Annotated in this window: 16 protein-coding genes; 6 read left to right on the top strand and 10 right to left on the bottom strand. The window is 68.1% G+C overall.

The window, feature by feature from the left end:
• Positions 1 to 1,633, bottom strand: a 1,633-nt coding sequence (locus tag JOZ00_RS26710; RefSeq protein ID WP_293350672.1) for a hypothetical protein, incomplete at its 3' end; no start/stop codon positions are given.
• A gap of 37 nt (positions 1,634 to 1,670) precedes the next feature.
• Between JOZ00_RS26710 and JOZ00_RS26715 the strand changes: the two genes are divergently transcribed.
• The gene (locus tag JOZ00_RS26715) at positions 1,671 to 2,615 is read left to right on the top strand and encodes an NAD-dependent epimerase/dehydratase family protein (protein WP_293350600.1); all 945 of its coding nucleotides are present in this window, start codon (positions 1,671 to 1,673) and stop codon (positions 2,613 to 2,615) included.
• On the opposite strand, the gene JOZ00_RS26720 is transcribed toward JOZ00_RS26715, so the two are convergent.
• The 3 genes from JOZ00_RS26720 to JOZ00_RS26730 are packed head-to-tail and all read right to left on the bottom strand — an operon-like array spanning position 2,612 to position 4,990.
• Complete coding sequence (locus JOZ00_RS26720; protein ID WP_293350603.1) at positions 2,612 to 2,953, bottom strand: DUF2304 domain-containing protein; 342 nt, start codon at positions 2,951 to 2,953, stop codon at positions 2,612 to 2,614. The two genes, JOZ00_RS26715 and JOZ00_RS26720, sit on opposite strands and share 4 nt — an antisense overlap.
• A gap of 31 nt (positions 2,954 to 2,984) precedes the next feature.
• The gene (locus JOZ00_RS26725; RefSeq protein ID WP_293350606.1) at positions 2,985 to 3,686 is read right to left on the bottom strand and encodes a glycosyltransferase family 2 protein; all 702 of its coding nucleotides are present in this window, start codon (positions 3,684 to 3,686) and stop codon (positions 2,985 to 2,987) included.
• A 35-nt stretch (positions 3,687 to 3,721) separates the two neighbouring features.
• The gene (locus JOZ00_RS26730; protein WP_293350609.1) at positions 3,722 to 4,990 is read right to left on the bottom strand and encodes a hypothetical protein; all 1,269 of its coding nucleotides are present in this window, start codon (positions 4,988 to 4,990) and stop codon (positions 3,722 to 3,724) included.
• Positions 4,991 to 5,115: 125 nt separating this feature from the next.
• On the opposite strand from JOZ00_RS26730, the gene JOZ00_RS26735 reads away from it, so the two are divergent.
• On the top strand, positions 5,116 to 6,189 hold the full coding sequence (locus JOZ00_RS26735; RefSeq protein WP_293350612.1) for a DUF475 domain-containing protein: 1,074 nt from the start codon (positions 5,116 to 5,118) through the stop codon (positions 6,187 to 6,189).
• Between the two features lie 3 nt (positions 6,190 to 6,192).
• Here the strand turns inward: JOZ00_RS26735 and JOZ00_RS26740 are convergent, their stop codons facing one another.
• Positions 6,193 to 6,876, bottom strand: a complete 684-nt coding sequence (locus tag JOZ00_RS26740; protein ID WP_293350674.1) for a hypothetical protein — start codon at positions 6,874 to 6,876, stop codon at positions 6,193 to 6,195.
• A 67-nt stretch (positions 6,877 to 6,943) separates the two neighbouring features.
• Entirely contained in the window at positions 6,944 to 7,432 is a 489-nt protein-coding gene (locus JOZ00_RS26745; protein ID WP_293350615.1) for an inorganic diphosphatase, read from the bottom strand.
• A 103-nt stretch (positions 7,433 to 7,535) separates the two neighbouring features.
• Between JOZ00_RS26745 and dacB the strand changes: the two genes are divergently transcribed.
• The 4 genes from dacB to hpt are packed head-to-tail and all read left to right on the top strand — an operon-like array spanning position 7,536 to position 11,585.
• A complete protein-coding gene (gene dacB / locus JOZ00_RS26750; RefSeq protein WP_293350618.1) occupies positions 7,536 to 8,918 on the top strand; it encodes a D-alanyl-D-alanine carboxypeptidase/D-alanyl-D-alanine-endopeptidase in 1,383 nt (460 codons plus the stop codon).
• Positions 8,915 to 9,970 (top strand): zinc-dependent metalloprotease, encoded by a 1,056-nt coding sequence (locus JOZ00_RS26755; protein WP_293350677.1) that lies wholly within the window; start codon positions 8,915 to 8,917, stop codon positions 9,968 to 9,970. Before dacB ends, JOZ00_RS26755 begins: the two co-directional genes overlap by 4 nt.
• Positions 9,949 to 10,923, top strand: coding sequence for a tRNA lysidine(34) synthetase TilS (gene tilS, locus JOZ00_RS26760; protein ID WP_293350621.1), 975 nt, complete (start codon positions 9,949 to 9,951; stop codon positions 10,921 to 10,923). Before JOZ00_RS26755 ends, tilS begins: the two co-directional genes overlap by 22 nt.
• A 50-nt stretch (positions 10,924 to 10,973) precedes the next feature.
• The gene (hpt, locus tag JOZ00_RS26765; protein WP_293350679.1) at positions 10,974 to 11,585 is read left to right on the top strand and encodes a hypoxanthine phosphoribosyltransferase; all 612 of its coding nucleotides are present in this window, start codon (positions 10,974 to 10,976) and stop codon (positions 11,583 to 11,585) included.
• 4 nt (positions 11,586 to 11,589) lie between these two features.
• On the opposite strand, the gene JOZ00_RS26770 is transcribed toward hpt, so the two are convergent.
• From JOZ00_RS26770 to JOZ00_RS26785, 4 genes are read right to left on the bottom strand one after another with little or no spacing between them, the layout of a single operon-like run.
• On the bottom strand, positions 11,590 to 12,333 hold the full coding sequence (locus JOZ00_RS26770; protein WP_293350624.1) for an SIMPL domain-containing protein: 744 nt from the start codon (positions 12,331 to 12,333) through the stop codon (positions 11,590 to 11,592).
• Positions 12,334 to 12,382: 49 nt separating this feature from the next.
• A complete protein-coding gene (locus tag JOZ00_RS26775; RefSeq protein ID WP_293350626.1) occupies positions 12,383 to 13,393 on the bottom strand; it encodes a zinc-binding dehydrogenase in 1,011 nt (336 codons plus the stop codon).
• Positions 13,393 to 14,580, bottom strand: a complete 1,188-nt coding sequence (locus JOZ00_RS26780) for an LLM class flavin-dependent oxidoreductase (protein ID WP_293350628.1) — start codon at positions 14,578 to 14,580, stop codon at positions 13,393 to 13,395. The genes JOZ00_RS26775 and JOZ00_RS26780 overlap by 1 nt, the downstream gene beginning before the upstream one ends.
• Positions 14,577 to 15,554 carry an alpha/beta hydrolase gene (locus JOZ00_RS26785; protein ID WP_293350631.1) on the bottom strand — a complete coding sequence of 326 codons (978 nt, stop codon included), beginning with the start codon at positions 15,552 to 15,554 and terminating at the stop codon, positions 14,577 to 14,579. Before JOZ00_RS26785 ends, JOZ00_RS26780 begins: the two co-directional genes overlap by 4 nt.
• Between the last annotated feature and the right edge of the window lie 97 nt (positions 15,555 to 15,651).

Raw genomic sequence — 15,651 nt, forward strand, 5'->3', positions numbered from 1 at the left:
CGGGTCCTTCCGCCATCGTCAGCGTCATCGAGCCGTCGCTGTTCGCCAGGTAGTTGAGCTCGACGGTCCAGTCGGCGGGCAACAGCGGCCCGCTGAGGATCAGCCGCGCCGGTTTGTCCGGCTGCGCGAAGTACCCGCACTGCGGCATCGGACCCGGCGCGATGGTCCGGATCCAAGTCACCCGCGCCTTGACCAGGCGCCCCGAGCTGTCCAGCATGCGCAATTGCGTTGTCGCCGAGGCGAATTCCGGGCGGTCTCGCAGCAGGGCGAACATGTGGCTGGCCATGTTCTGCGGCGCGGCCACCCGTTGCAGCACCAGCGGATCGACTTCCTGATCCAGCAGTGGCGCATCCGAGGCCGCATGTGCCGCGGCCAGACCGGCCCGGGCGTTGCGCAGATAGGGCTGCGCAGGATTGTCGCGCCAGCTGGTCAGAAACGTCGCGGTCGAATACAGGCTGCTGGCAACGAACAACGCCGCAAAGCCCACGGCCATCGCGGCCCGCTTCGGCGAGGCGTCGAGCCAGCGCGGCCCCGCCGTCCGGTTCGGCGCGCTCAGCGCGACGGCCGCCAACAGCGCCAGCACGACGACGAGATCCGGCAGATAGCGCAGGGTTTGGGCGAGCTCGAGCGCGGTCTGCTTCGACGACCGCATCAGATAGATGGGTACCTGGCACGCGACGGCGTAGCCGACGGCGGTCAGCCACACCGGTCCGATACGGGCCTTGCGGACCAGCGATACCGCCAGCGTGCCGGCCAGCACGAGCCAGCCAAGCGCCATCACCAATGGACCGGGCGTGGCCCACGGCGAGGCGGGCGCCCAGCGGTCCCAGTGCCACGGGCCGCCGGCCAGACCCGGCACGATGCCGTGCGTGACCGATCGCAACAGCAGCTCGCACGTCATCGACAGGTCGGAACTCCACCGCTGCTGATTCACCACGGCCAGATAGATCGCCACCCAGGCGACGGTGAGCGCCAGGGCGCCCACCCACAGCCGCTGGCCGGCCCGCCACACCGCCAGCAGCGCCGCGCCAAACGGGCGGCCGTGTCCCACATGCCACACCAGCGCGGCCACCGCGAACGCCACGAACGGGATCACCGCGGCCTTTTCGAAGAACAGCAGGCCACCCAAATACACCAGCATCCCGGTCAGCGCGTACCGCTGATTGCCCGTTCGGACCAGCAGAACCGCGTCGGCACACACCCATGACAGCGCCGCCAGCATCGGCAGCGAATTCAGCGCCGCCGCCCACCATGCGAACCCGGGCACGGCCAGTGGCGTGAACAACGCGAACGTCAGGGGTATCAAAATCACCGGCCGCCAGCCGAGGATGACGTGCAGCGCGCGCAACAGCGCCAGCGAGGCCAGCAGTTGCAGCACCACCAGGCTGATCGCCGGCCAGGTCCAAACCAGCGGCGCCAGCCGGGTGATGACGCCGGCGACCAGGAAGGCCGCCGGCATGACGTGGCCGTCGTGGTCGTCGAACAGGTACGCCGGCGACAGCAGGTTATGGGTACCGGCCTTCCCGATGAGAATCAGATCGTCCCAATAGAAGTAGCCGCCGAATGCCAGCACGGCCCGAATCCCCAGCTGCACCACGATCAACGTGACGGCCGCCACGGCCACCCGAGGCATGCCGATTGCCCAACCGGCCCGCCGGTATGGTGGGCCGGTGCGCGCACTGGTAACCGGGGCAGCCGGATTCATCGGGTCGACGCTAGTCGACCGTCTGCTGGACGACGGCCACGTGGTGGTGGGGCTGGACAATTACGCGAGCGGCCGCGCGACCAACCTCGAACACCTGGACGGCAACCCGGACTACGCCTTCGTCGAGGCCGACATCGTGACCGCCGACCTGCCCGCCGTTTTCGAGGAGCACCGGCCGGAGGTGGTGTTCCACCTGGCGGCCCAGATCGATGTACGGCATTCGGTGGCCGACCCGCAATTCGACGCCTCGGTCAACGTCATCGGCACCGTGCGGCTGGCCGAAGCGGCGCGCCGGACCGGGGTGCGCAAGATCGTGCACACCTCGTCGGGGGGATCCATCTACGGCACCCCGCCGCAATACCCGACGGCCGAGACCGTGCCGACCGACCCGGCATCGCCCTACGCGGCGGGAAAGGTGGCGGGCGAGATCTACCTGAACACGTTCCGGCACCTGTACGGCCTGGACTGCTCGCACATCGCGCCGGCCAACGTGTACGGGCCGCGGCAGGACCCGCACGGCGAAGCCGGCGTCGTCGCGATCTTCGCGCAGGCGCTGCTATCGGGTAAGCCCACCAAGGTTTTTGGCGACGGCACCAACACCCGCGACTACGTCTTCGTCGACGATGTGGTGGACGCCTTCGTCAAAGCTTCCGGGGAAGCGGGCGGCGGACAGCGCTTCAACGTCGGCACCGGCATCGAAACCTCGGACCGCCAACTACATTCGGCGGTGGCGGCGGCCGTCGGCGGGCCCGACGATCCGGAATATGCGCCGCCGCGCCTCGGCGACCTGAAGCGCTCGTGCCTCGACATCGCTTTGGCCGAACAGGTTTTGGGCTGGCAGCCGAAGGTTGCGCTCGACGACGGCGTGTACCGCACGGTCGAGTACTTCCGCAAGATTCACACCGGCTAGCGCGGTTCGGGCTCCCGAGCCGAATCCAATGCGACCGCCCGGGCCAGCCGCGCATAGCGCAACTCCAAGTCCTTGAAACGCATGTAGGTGCTCAGCGTGGTGAAACAGAAGGCCATGATCAGCGCGTAGAGCATCAGGTCGGTGCCGCGGCGGACTCCGAACCAGTGCGCCACGACGGTGGTGTCGTCGGGCCGCAGCACGGCGTAGATGCCGGCCAGCACGAACACGATGTAGCCGACCTTGACCCATGCCCGGGACCGAGCATTTCTGCGGGACCGCAGCAGATAGACCAGCAGCGCGACGATCGAGGAGATCAGCAGCACCTGAATCCAGTTCATCGTTCAGTCCTCTTCATCGTCGTGGTCTTTTTCATCTGGAAAACCTCCCGCGCAGAAACCCGTCGAAGATGATGTTCACGCCGTTGAGTAGCGGTTGACCCTTCGACATCGAGTAATCGGTGTAGAGCACTTCGACCGGTTCTTCCACGACGCGCCAATGGTTTTCGTCGACCAGCATGATGAACTCGTTGGCGTGGCTCATGCCGCTCATGGTGATGTCCAACCCGTCGGCGACCTTCTTGTTGAACACCCGCAGCCCGTTGTTGGTGTCGGTCAGGCCCAGCCGGCGTCCGCGCCGGCTCAGCCGTGCGGCGGTCTGTAGCACAATCCGTTTCAGGAAGGGCGGACGTGCGCCCTGCGGGATCGCGAACCGCGTCCCGACGACGACGTCGGCGTCGTCCGCGCTCAGTCGCTCAATCATCGCGGCGACGTCCTTGACGCGGTGCTGGCCGTCCGCGTCGAACGTGGCGAACACCCGGGCACCGGGCTGCTTGCGGGCGTACTCGACGCCGGTCTGAATAGCCGCGCCCTGGCCGAGGTTGATCGGATGCCGCACCAGGTGGGCTCCGGCCCGCAGCGCGATCTCGCCCGTGTCGTCGGCGCTGCCGTCGTCCACGCAGACGACATGGTCGAAAACCGAGCGCACATCGGCTATCACCTCACCGATGACAGCTGCTTCGTTGAACGCGGGGATGACGATCCACGCGTCCGGGTAGTGCGATTGAGTGCCCATTTAAGCCCACAAGGTACACGCTGGACCAGGCATTATCAGGTCGCGATGCGTTCGACGCGCGAGAGCGCCAGCAGATGGACGCCGATTCCCACCAGCGGACCGCACAACAACCCGACGACGGTGCGAGTCTGCAGCGACAACGGCAACAACAGCAGCAGCCCGGAGGCGACTGTGGCGCCGACCCACCCCAGCGAGTAGGCCCGGTGCAGCGCCGCCGCCACGGCGGCCGCACCGGTGAGCGTCAGCATGGCGATCGCCACCGCGGCCGCCGTCAGCCAGGCCAGCAGCGCGCTGCTCGCGTGGTACTGGGGACCGAAGGCGACGCGCAGCAGCCACGGGCCCACCACGCCGGCCGCCAGCACCCCGACCGCGCCGATGCCCCCGATGATCGCCGCGGGGGCGAGCAGCGCCCGAATCCGGTCGTTGCGCTCGTCGACGAAATGGGCGATCAGGTTGCCCTGCATCGCCGTCAGCGGAACCAGCAGCGGCGCGCGGGTCAACGTGACGGCGAGAATGACGACCCCGCCTTCGGCCCCAAGCTCATTGCTGGTCAGCTTCAGCAGCACCGGAAATCCCATCACCAGAATGGCGCTGGCTCCGGCCGCGGTGATCGAATGTGCGACGCCCCGTAGGAAAGTCGTCGTGCCACCCGGCGTCAGCAGGCGGGCGGTGACGCGTGCGGTGGGCGAGGCCAACAGCAGCAGCAGCCAGGCCACCGCGCCCGCCACCGTCGCCCACAGGAAGCCGACCAGCCGCCAGCCGAGCAGCACCGTCGTCGCGGCGACCGCCACCCGGATCACCGCGTCGGTCACCATCAGCGCGCCGTACCGGGTCCACTGATTGGTGCCTGCCAGCATCCCCAACAGCGTGGCGTGCATGCAGAAGCCGGCCAGGCCGACGCTGAGCAGTGCGACCGACAACCAGCGCTGCTCGACGAACACCCGCCCGCTCCACAACGGCGAGCTGCCGGCGATCACGACGGCGGCGGCCACGCCGATCAGCATCGCGAGCCGCAGCGGATGGGTGCGCGGCCGGTCGGGAATCGGCACGGCCGCCAGGTCGCCGGCGTAGCCGGTCGAGCGGACCTCCCGCGTGGTTTCCTGCAGCAGGCCGTTGGCGGCGCCGGTGACCAGTCCGAAGGCTCCCCAGAACACCCCGAACACCGAGAAACCGCTGGGAGCCAGATCGCGCGCGGCCAGATAGATCACCGCGTAGCCGCAGAACGCCGTGACCGCGGTCGCGGTGCCGACACGGGCCATGCTGCCGCGCGCGACGGGTCCCCGCGAAGCTCCGATTTCGGTCATCGGGGCGGCGCGTTCGGCCGACTGCCCCGATGTATCACCACAATTTGAAAATAGTAAGTGTCCCCGGACTCTGGCCTGCGGCCCTGATCCGTTTCGCTAGTGTGAGCGGCTGTCGGAAAGGACCTATGGCCGCCCTGCGCATCTTCGGGATCTCGCTATTGCTCACCGCGGCGGCCCTCGCGCTCGGTTACGCCCACGGCGGCCTCAACGCGCTTTTTCTGCTGATCGCACTGGCCGTGCTCGAAGTATCGTTGTCCTTCGACAACGCGATCATCAACGCCGCTGTGTTGCAGCGGATGAGCCCGTTCTGGCGGCGCATGTTCCTGACGCTCGGCGTCCTGGTCGCGGTGTTCGGCATGCGGCTGTTCTTCCCACTGTTCATCGTCTGGGCGACTGCGGGCATCAATCCCGTGGACGCGATGAAGCTGGCCCTGCACCCGCCCCCGCACGGCGCGCTGGAATTTCCGGACGGCTCGCCCAGCTACGAAAAGCTGGTCATCGCCGCGCATCCGCAGATCGCCGCGTTCGGCGGGATCTTCCTGCTGATGCTGTTCCTCGACTTCGTCTTCTACGACCGAGATATTAAGTGGCTCAAGTGGATTGAAATCCCTTTCGCCCGCATCGGCCGGCTCGGTCAGGTATCGGTGATGGTGGTCGGCGTGGTGCTCGTCCTGGCGGCCACCGGGCTGACGCACACCAGCGACGAGCGGGCCACGGTGCTGACCGCCGGGCTGCTGGGGCTGGTGACGTACCTGGTCGTCAACGGCCTGAGCCGGGCCTTTCGGCCGTCGGATGCCGAGACGGCCACGGCGGGCGGGGCCGTCGGCAGGGCGGGCCTGGCCCTGTTCGTCTACCTTGAGCTACTCGACGCCGCGTTCTCGTTCGACGGGGTCACCGGCGCCTTCGCGATCACCTCCGATCCGATCCTCATCGCGCTGGGTTTGGGGGTCGTCGGGTCGATGTTCGTCCGGTCGATCACCATCTTTCTGGTCAACCAGGACGCGCTGGACCGCTACGTGTATCTCGAACATGGCGCGCACTGGGCGATCGGCGCGCTGGCCGTGATCATGCTGTTCTCCATCGAGCCGCGCTTTGAGATCCCGGAGGTGGCCACCGCGTCGGTGGGGGTGGTCTTCATCGGGGCCGCGCTGAGCTGGAGCGTGCTGCGCAACCGGCGCAGCACCAGGGCGGCCGGTTAGGCGTCAGGCCTCGATCTGGCCGGCGATGCGGCGTTCGATGCTGGCCCGCGCGGGCGCGGGCAGCACGACCAGGCCGTCGAGTTCCTTACTCGCTCGCGCGTAGGCGTTCTGCCGTTCCTCTCGGGTGGCCGCGTCATCCTGCGCCAGGTGCAGCAGGTTCTGGGCTCGCGCCATCCGCTGCTGCTCGTCGACCGAGAAGTCGCTGCGCCGCCGCCGGATCGCCTCGGCCTCGGCGATCTCGAACGCGCTGACGTATTCGTGCACGGCGTCGCGGTATTCCAGCAAGCCGTCCCGGTTGCCAATCAGGTCGTCGGGCCGTTCGGGACGAAGCAGATCCGCGTGCCGCTTGGCGCGATGGAACGCGGTCGTCAGCGGCTCGCGCATGTCGGTCATCATCGGGAAGTCCAGCAATTTCGCGATGTCGAGCTCGTAGTCGAACCAGCGTGCTTCCGTACGGTCATGCGCTGCAACGAGTTTGGCCACGTCCCGGCGCTCGGTTTCGGTGTTGACCCGCACCCGGCCGGACGCCTCGGCCACCGCGATCTTGGCTTGCTGCTTCAGCCGATACCGTTCCTGCCTGCGCTCGGCCCGACGCTCGTTGGCGGCGGCGACGGCCCGAAGGCCGCCACCGATCGCACCGCCCAGCGGAAAAACCACCCACCAGAAATTCGCGGCGAAATGCAGCATCGAGGTCACATCGCCAGGATGCCACCGAGAATGCGCCCGCGGTTACGCCGAAAGCGTCAGTGTGGCCCTAGTGTTCGGAGGTCTTGAATCGCTCCACCGAACGCTGCACCTCAGCCTCGGCCTCCGCTCGTCCTACCCAGTCCGCCGCCTTGACGAACTTGTTCGGCTCGAGGTCCTTGTAGTGCACGAAGAAGTGCTTGATCGCTTCGAGTTCGTGCCCGGGCACGTCGCCGATGTCCTGGATGTGATCCCAGCGGTGGTCGCCGGCCGGCACGCACAGCACCTTGTCGTCGCCGCCGGCCTCGTCGACCATCTTGAACATCCCCACCGGACGCGCCTCCACGATCACGCCAGGGAACACCGACTGGGGCAGCAGCACCAGCGCGTCCAGCGGGTCGCCGTCCTCGCCCAGGGTGTCTTCGATGAAGCCGTAATCGGTCGGGTACGCCATCGAGGTGTAGAGGTAGCGATCCAGACGCACCCGGCCGCTCTCGTGATCGACCTCGTACTTGTTTCGCTGGCCCTTTGGAATCTCGATGGTTACGTCGAATTCCACCGTCTCGGCTCCATTCTTTGGGTAGGTCCGTGTCGGGAATACACCCTAGTCGAGCGGATTCCGGCCAATTCGGCACAATAGCTTCAAGACAGTCAGGAGAGTGATGGGTCCTACCCGCCGGCAAAAATCGACCCAAGTGTTCATCGGGTTTGCCGTGCTGGCGTTCGTCGCCGCGGTGGTCGCGGCGGCGGCGTTCTTCACCACGAGCGGGCACGGCAGTGGCTCGCGTGCGCCCATACCGCCGCCGCACGCAGCCGCCGTCAAGCCGGGAATGATCCCGGTGAGCGACACCGCCGAGACGCCCAGCGGGCCCGGGGTGGCCGCAGCGCTCGCGGCCGTCGCCGCCGATCCCGACCTGGGCAGACTGGGCGCCCGGGTCACCGACGCCATGACCGGAAAAGAGCTCTGGCAGGTGGCGGACGACATGCCGCTGGTGCCCGCGTCGACCAACAAGGTGCTGACCGCGGCCGCGGCCCTGCTCACGCTGGACCGGCAGACCCGGATCAGCACGCGGGTGGTGGCCGGCAGCCAGAACGCGCAGGGGCCAATCGTGCTGGTGGGCGCGGGGGATCCCGCGCTGTCGGCCGCGCCACCGGGGGTGGACACCTGGTACCGGGACTCAGCGCGCCTGTCCGACCTCGTGGAGCAGGTCCGACGCAGCGGCATGACGCCGACCGCCGTGCAGGTGGACACCTCGGCGTTCAGCGGTCCGAGAATGGCGCAGGGCTGGGACGCCTCTGACGTGGACAACGGCGACATCGCGCCCATCGAGTCGGTGATGATCGACGCCGGACGCATCCAGCCGAGCACCGTCAACTCCCGACGGTCCCCGACGCCGGCGCTCGACGCCGGGCGGGAGCTGGCCAAAGCGCTCGGCCTGGATCCGGGCGCGGTGAAGATCGCTTCCGCGCCGTCCGGGGCGCGACAGCTGGCCGTCGTGCAATCGGCGCCGCTGGTCGAGCGGTTGTCGGAGATGATGGACCACTCCGACAACGTGATGGCCGAATGCATCGCCCGCGAAGTCGCCGCCGCGATCAACCGGCCGCGCAGCTTTGCCGGCGCGGCCGACGCGGTGACCAACCGGCTGACCAGCGCACACGTCGACACCACCGGCGCGGTGTTGATGGATTCCAGCGGGCTCTCGGTCGACGACCGCTTGACGGCCAAGACGCTGGACGGCGTCGTGCAGGCCGCCGCCGGGCCCGACCAGCCGCCCCTGCGGGCGCTGCTGGACCTGCTCCCGATCGCCGCGGGCAGCGGAACCCTGGCCGACCGCTTCACCGACGCCGCCACCAATCAGGGTCCGGCCGGCTGGTTGCGCGCCAAGACCGGCTCGTTGACCGCCATCAACGCGCTGACCGGGGTGCTCACCGACCGCAGCGGACGGGTGCTGACGTTCGCCTTCATCTCCAACTCCGCGGGCCCGACCGGCCGTAACGTGATGGACGCCCTGGCCACCAAGCTCTGGTCGTGCGGCTGCTCATGACGTCAGCCTCGGATCTGACCCTCGGTACCGCCGTCGACTGGCGGTTCGCGGCCACTGTCGGCCAGCGGCTGGCACGGCCGGGTCCGGCGTCCAGCGATTACACCAAGCGCCAGGCGATCGACGAGCTCACCGGCGCGGCCGCCAAAGCCGAACCGTTCGTGCGCGACGTGACGAGCCTGATCACCGACGGGCACGTGCCTGCCGCGCGCATCGTCGACCGCTCGGGATGGATCGCCGCGGCGGCCGACTCGATGCGGGTCATGATGAACGGCAGCGAGAAGCCGCGGGGTTTCTTCACCGGCCGCGTCACGGGTGCGCAGACGGGCGCGGTGCTGGCGTTCGTGTCCTCCGGCATCCTCGGCCAGTACGACCCGTTCGCCACCAACAACGGCGCCAAGGAAGGCTGCCTGCTGCTGGTGTATCCGAACATCATCGCCGTCGAGCGCCAACTCCGGATCGTGCCCGGCGATTTCCGGTTGTGGGTGTGCCTGCACGAGGTGACCCATCGGGTCCAGTTCACCGCCAACAGGTGGCTGTCCGACTACATGTCGCAGGCGCTGGCGCTGTTGACCAAGGATGCCGGCGAAGACATCGGCCAGCTGACCAGCCGGCTCGCCGAATTCGTGCGCAACCGCGGAGCGTCCGAACCCGACCCCGGCTCGTCGGGGATCATCGGCCTGGTGCGCGCGGTGCAGTCCGAGCCACAGCGTCAGGCCCTCGATCACCTGCTGGTGCTCGGCACCCTGCTGGAGGGCCACGCCGACCACGTGATGGACGCCGTCGGGCCGGCGGTGGTGCCGTCGGTGGCCACCATCCGCCGCCGATTCGACGAGCGTCGCCATCGCAAGCAGCCGCCGCTGCAGCGCCTGCTGCGTGCCCTGCTGGGGCTCGACGCCAAGCTCAACCAGTACACCCGCGGCAAAGCGTTCGTCGACCACGTGGTGGGCCGGGTCGGCATGGAGCGCTTCAACGCCATCTGGACGGGCCCGGACACGCTGCCACTGCCGGTCGAGATCGAAGAACCCCAGCGATGGATCGACAGGGTGCTGTAGGGCAGCTGCGCACGGCTGTCGAGGCGTTCAGTAAGGCGCATCTGCCCACCATCGAGCAATGGGGCGTGGCGCTGTCCGGTGGCCCGGATTCCCTGGCGCTCACCGCGGTCGCGGCGCAGCTGCAGCCCACCACCGCGCTGATCGTCGACCACGGCCTGCAACCCGACTCGGCGACCGTTGCCGAAACCGCGCGGGCGCAAGCCGTCGCCCTGGGATGCGTTGACGCACAAGTCATTCGAGTGCACGTGGGCAACGAGGGCGGTCCCGAGGCGGCGGCCCGCGCCGCCCGCTACGCGGCGTTGAGCGCATACCGCGAGGGCCCGGTGCTGCTGGGCCACACGCTCGACGACCAAGCGGAGACGGTGCTACTGGGACTCGGCCGCGGGTCCGGGGTGCGCTCGATCGCCGGGATGCGCGCCTACGACCCGCCCTGGGGCCGGCCGCTGCTGGAGGTCAGGCGCGCCGTGACCCACGCCGCGTGCCAGGAGCTGAGCCTGACGGCGTGGCAGGACCCGCACAACGCCGACCGCCGCTTCACCCGGAGCCGGCTGCGCCACGAGGCGCTGCCGCTGCTGGAGGACGTGCTGGGCGGCGGGGTCGCCGAGGCCCTGGCCCGCACGGCGACCGCGCTGCGGGAGGACACCGAGTTGATCGACACGCTCGCCGCCCGGGCGCTGCCGGAGGTCAAGGTCGGCGTCGGATTGCGGGTGCAGGCACTCGCGGGGCTGCCCGTGCCGGTTCGGCGACGGGTGATCCGCGGCTGGCTGTTGGCGGGCGGGGCAATCGGGCTGACCGACAAGCAGATCCGCGGTGTGGACGCGCTGGTCACCGGCTGGCACGGCCAGGGCGGAGTGGCGGTGGGCTCCGCGTTGCGCGATCAGCGACTGATCGCCGGCCGGCGCGACGGCGAACTGGCGATGTGGCGTGAGCCGGTGCAAAAACCGATCCGGTAGCCGCAATGCCGGAGCTGCCGTTGGTTATTCGGCCGCTGGCGTGGCAATCTGTGGGCGTGGCCCAGATCTCCCCGGCGCTCAACCCCGCGCAGCCAGTGGACCTGTACTCCGGGGACATCAAGTCCGTGTTGCTGACGACCGAGCAGATTCAGGCCCGCGTCGCCGAACTCGGCCGGGAAGTGGGCGAACTCTACCGCGATGCCGCACTCGAGACCGGCCAAGATCTGCTGCTGATCACCGTGCTCAAGGGCGCTGTGATCTTCGTCACCGACCTGGCTCGCGCCATCCCGGTGCCCACCCAATTCGAATTCATGGCCGTCAGCTCGTATGGATCCTCGACCTCGTCGTCGGGCGTGGTGCGGATCCTCAAGGACCTGGACCGCGACATTCAGGGCCGCGACGTGTTGATCGTCGAGGACGTCGTGGACTCGGGCCTGACGCTGTCCTGGCTGCTGCGCAACCTGTCCACCCGGCATCCCCGGTCGCTGCGCGTCTGCACCCTGCTGCGCAAGCCCGACGCCAAGGGCGCCAACGTCGACATCGCCTTCGTGGGCTTCGACATCCCCAACGACTTCGTCGTGGGCTATGGCCTCGACTACGACGAGCGCTACCGCGACCTGTCCTACATCGGCACCCTGGACCCCAGGATCTACCAGCAGTAGAACGCTAGGTCAGTTCCCACACGGCGGTCACCGAGAAATTCACGGTCTGCTGACCGGGCTCGAGCGGGACCGCCGTCGGCATCGCCCGTGGCGCCGCCACGGGCGGTCGCGGGGCGTTGTCCGTCGCCTCGGAGATGGACAGCACCTTGCCCAGCCTCAGGCCGGACAGCTGGGCATACTGCTCGGCGCGGTCCTTGGCGTCGCTGAACGCCCGCGAGCGGGCATCCTTGACCAGCTGGGAATCGTCGGCGATCGAGTAGCTGACCGACTTGATCCTCGTGGCGTCGCCGCCGGTGCCCACGATGAGGGCCAGCAGCCGGGAGGCGGCATCGGTCGGGTGGATCTTGACCGCGATGGCGTTGGTGGCGCGGTATCCGGTAATGGTGGCGCTGCCGCTGGGCTCGGGGTTGCTGTACTGCGGCGACAGCGTGACCTCGGTGGTGCTGATGTCCTTATGGTCGACACCGGCGCCGACCAGGGCATTGATCACCGCTTGCTGGCGGTCGTTGGTCTGGTTCATCGCGGCGGTGACGTCGGGAGCGGTGAACTCGATGCCGACATCGGCGGTCAGCGTGTCCGGGACGCCTTTGACCTGACCCGAGCCCAGGACGGTCACCTGCCGTGGATTGACCCCGGGCGTGGCCGTGGAATTGTGCGAATCGCAGGCGGCCGCCGCGGCGACGGCCAAGCCGGCGGCCGCCGAAGCGATCGAGCGGCGGATGAACCTTTCAGTGCTGGATATCGCCATTTGTGGACCCTCCTGAGCCCGATGATGTTGAGGGTAAGGGCATTTGGCGCTACGGCGTGACGAGAATCTTGCAGTGCCGCTCGGGGTCGGCGAGAGCATCGAAGGCCTCGCCCACGCCGTCCAGGCCGACCTCTCCGGTGATCAGCGGTTCGACGTCGATGTCGCCCTCGGCCAGCGCGCGCAGCGAATCGGTGAATTCCTCCGGGGTGTAAGCCAATACGAATTGCACGTTGATTTCTTTGGCGATCGCGAAGAACGGATGCACCGTGTCGGGCTGCATGCACACCCCGGCGACCACCAGGCGGGTGCCGGGACGCGCCCGCAACATCACGTCGTCGATGATCCCCGGCACTCCGACCGCTTCGAACACCACGTCCGGTTTGACGGTGTCGAACGGCGAACCCTGGGCCGCATCCAACACCTGATGGGCGCCCATCGCGGTCGCCAGCTCGCGTCGTCGCGGCGAAAAGTCGGAAGCCACAATGGTTTCGACACCCCGCACCCGAAGTGCTGCGATGATCGCGATGCCGATCGGGCCGCAGCCGACCACCAGGGCGGTCTCGCCGGGCGCGATGTTCGATTTGTTGACGGCGTGTAACCCGACCGCCATCGGTTCGGTCAGGGCCGCGTGTTTGAGGTCCAGCCCGTTGGGGATGGGCAGCAGCAGCGGCGCGGAAAGCAACATCCGTTCGGCGTACGCGCCGATTGTGCTGTTGCTGTAGACGATTGGCTCGGCGCCCTTACTCGACAGCAACAGCGGTAAAGAGGTGACCAGGGTCCCGGCCGGATGGGTGTCGGTGTCGGGCCCGGCTTCGAGCACCTCGGCGCTGAACTCGTGGCCCATGTAGATGTCGTGGTCCAGGTCGACGTGCATGACGCCCGCGCCGGCGACCCGCTCGGTCATCTCCAGCACCCGTGCGCCGTGGGCGGCGAAATGCAGGTCGGAGCCGCAGATTCCACACGCCCGCACGCCGACGAGCACCTGTCCGGGGCCGGGCACCGGATCCGGCACGTCGTCCCGGTAGACCATCCGGCCGTCGCGCAACACCGACGCGCGCATCAGTTCACCGCGCCTTCCTGTTCGCCGACGTGTTCGGTGATGGCTTTCACGACGGCCTCGCCCGCGCGGCCGATCAGCTGATCGCGCCTGTCCTTGGCCCAGTCGTGCGACGACCGGGACGCTTCGAGCTGCCCCTTGAAGTGAGGAATCACCTTGCGCGCCATCAGTTCATAGCAGTGATGCGTGGCTTGCGGCGAGGCCCAGTCGTGGCCGAGCATCAGCAGCGTGCCGAAGCCGCCGGACCGTTCCAGCAGATCTTCGATGTGTTCGATGGCGTCCTCGGGCGTGCCGATGCAGCAATTGCCCTTGGCCGCATAGTCCTCGACGAATTCGTACGGCGTCTGCGCGCCGTCCACCGTGTTGGCCAGCGGGACGAAACCGGCGGCGCCGAAATAATCGGCGAAATCCTGTAGGCCGTAAGTGCAATCGTCGATCGCTGCCTCGCGGCTGTCCGCGATGTGCATGATGCTCAAGACCCGCCAGTCGCTGCGGTCCGGCTCGTCACGGCCCACTTTCGCGGCCTGTTGGCGCACCACGTCCCAGGTGGTTTCCAGCGCGGCGTAACCGCCGGGTACCGACATCGACAACGACAGCAGCGACGTGCCCAGTGCACCGGCCAGGCGCGGTCCGGATGGGGAAATCATTGCCGCCGTGGCGATTTCGGGATACGGGTAGGTGTAGGGGCGGATGTGTAGCTGCGCGTCACGCAGGGTGAACCAGTCGGAATGGCGGTCGATACGTTCGGTGGGCGCGGCGCGGAACAGCGCAAGGATCGCCTCGAGCGATTCCTGCATCATCCGCCGCTGCTCGATCGGGTCGATGCCCATCATGTAGGCGTCCGACGGCAGGGCGCCGGGACCGGTGCCGAACATCACCCGGCCGCGTGTCAGGTGGTCCAGCAGCACCCAGCGGTCGGCCACCATCAGCGGATGGTGGTAGGGCAGCGACACCACCCCGGTGCCCAGCCGGATGTGCTTGGTGCGCTCGGCCGCCGCGGCGATGAAGACCTCGGGGCAGGCGATCAGCTCGTAGCCGCCGGAATGGTGCTCGCCGAACCAGGCTTCGTCGAACGCCAGCCGATCCAGGGCGACCACGCGTTCCATATCGTATTCCAGTGCCACCGTTGGGGATTGGCCGACAGGGTGAAACGGGGTGATGAAGACGCCGAAGCGTAGTGGCACACTCATCGCAGCTCCAATCCGCGCAGGAAATCCAACAGGGTCGCGTTCACCTCGTCGGGGCGCTCCTGCTGTAGCCAATGCCCGGCGCCGTCGAGCATCACCTCGCGGTACGGGCCGCTGATCACGTCCGACGCGCGGTCGGCCCGGGTGAAAGCCAGCACGGGGTCGGCCGTCCCGCCGATGAACAGGCACGGCACCGCGATCTTCGCGTCGGCGAGCTCGGGGGTGATTTCCCAGTTTCGGTCGAAATTGCGGTACCAGTTCAGGCCGCCGGTGAACCCGGTGTGGGAGAACTCGGCGATGTAATGGTCGAGCTCTTCCTGGCTGATCCAGTCGGGCAGCCCGTCGGGTTCGGGAAGACGATCGATGAATCCTTCGGGCCCGGGCGTGGCCATCCGCGCCACTGCATCCTTAACGTCCGTCCGCAGGCCGCACAGCATCCGGCGGATCGACCGGGCGGGATCGCCATTGAGCTCGGCGTCGGCGACGCCCGGCTCCTGGAAGTACAGGATGTAGAAGAAGTTCTCGCCGAACATCTTTCGCCAGGACGCCGTAGGCGCCGAGCGCGGCCGTGGCGTCACCGGCACGCTGAGCGCGGCGACGGCCGCGACCCGGTCGGGGTGCAGCAGCGGAGCATTCCACACCACCGCGGCGCCCCAGTCGTGCCCGACCCAGACGGCGCGCTCGGCGCCGACGTCGTCGAGCAGGCCGACGATGTCGCCGGTCAGTTCGCGAATGTTGTACGCGTCGATCGCGTCTGGACGAGACGAGCCGCCGTAGCCGCGCTGATCGGGTGCCAGCACGTGGTAGCCCGCCTCGGCGAGCACCGGAATCTGGTGCCGCCAGGAGTAGGCGAGTTCGGGAAACCCGTGGGCCAACACCACCACGGGCGCGCCGCGCTCGCCCGCTTCGACCACCCGCAGCTGCACGCCGTTGCTGTCGACTAACCGCTCGGTCTCCGACGAGTGCGAAGTGGGCACCCTGTCACCAAAGCACAACCCGCCAGGGCTGAGAAGTACTCGGGCCGATTGCGAATAGCATTCCAAGGGTTTTACGTGAAGGCAGGTGAATTCTTTA

This window comes from Mycobacterium sp. (assembly GCF_019243155.1).
Lineage (GTDB): Bacteria > Actinomycetota > Actinomycetes > Mycobacteriales > Mycobacteriaceae > Mycobacterium.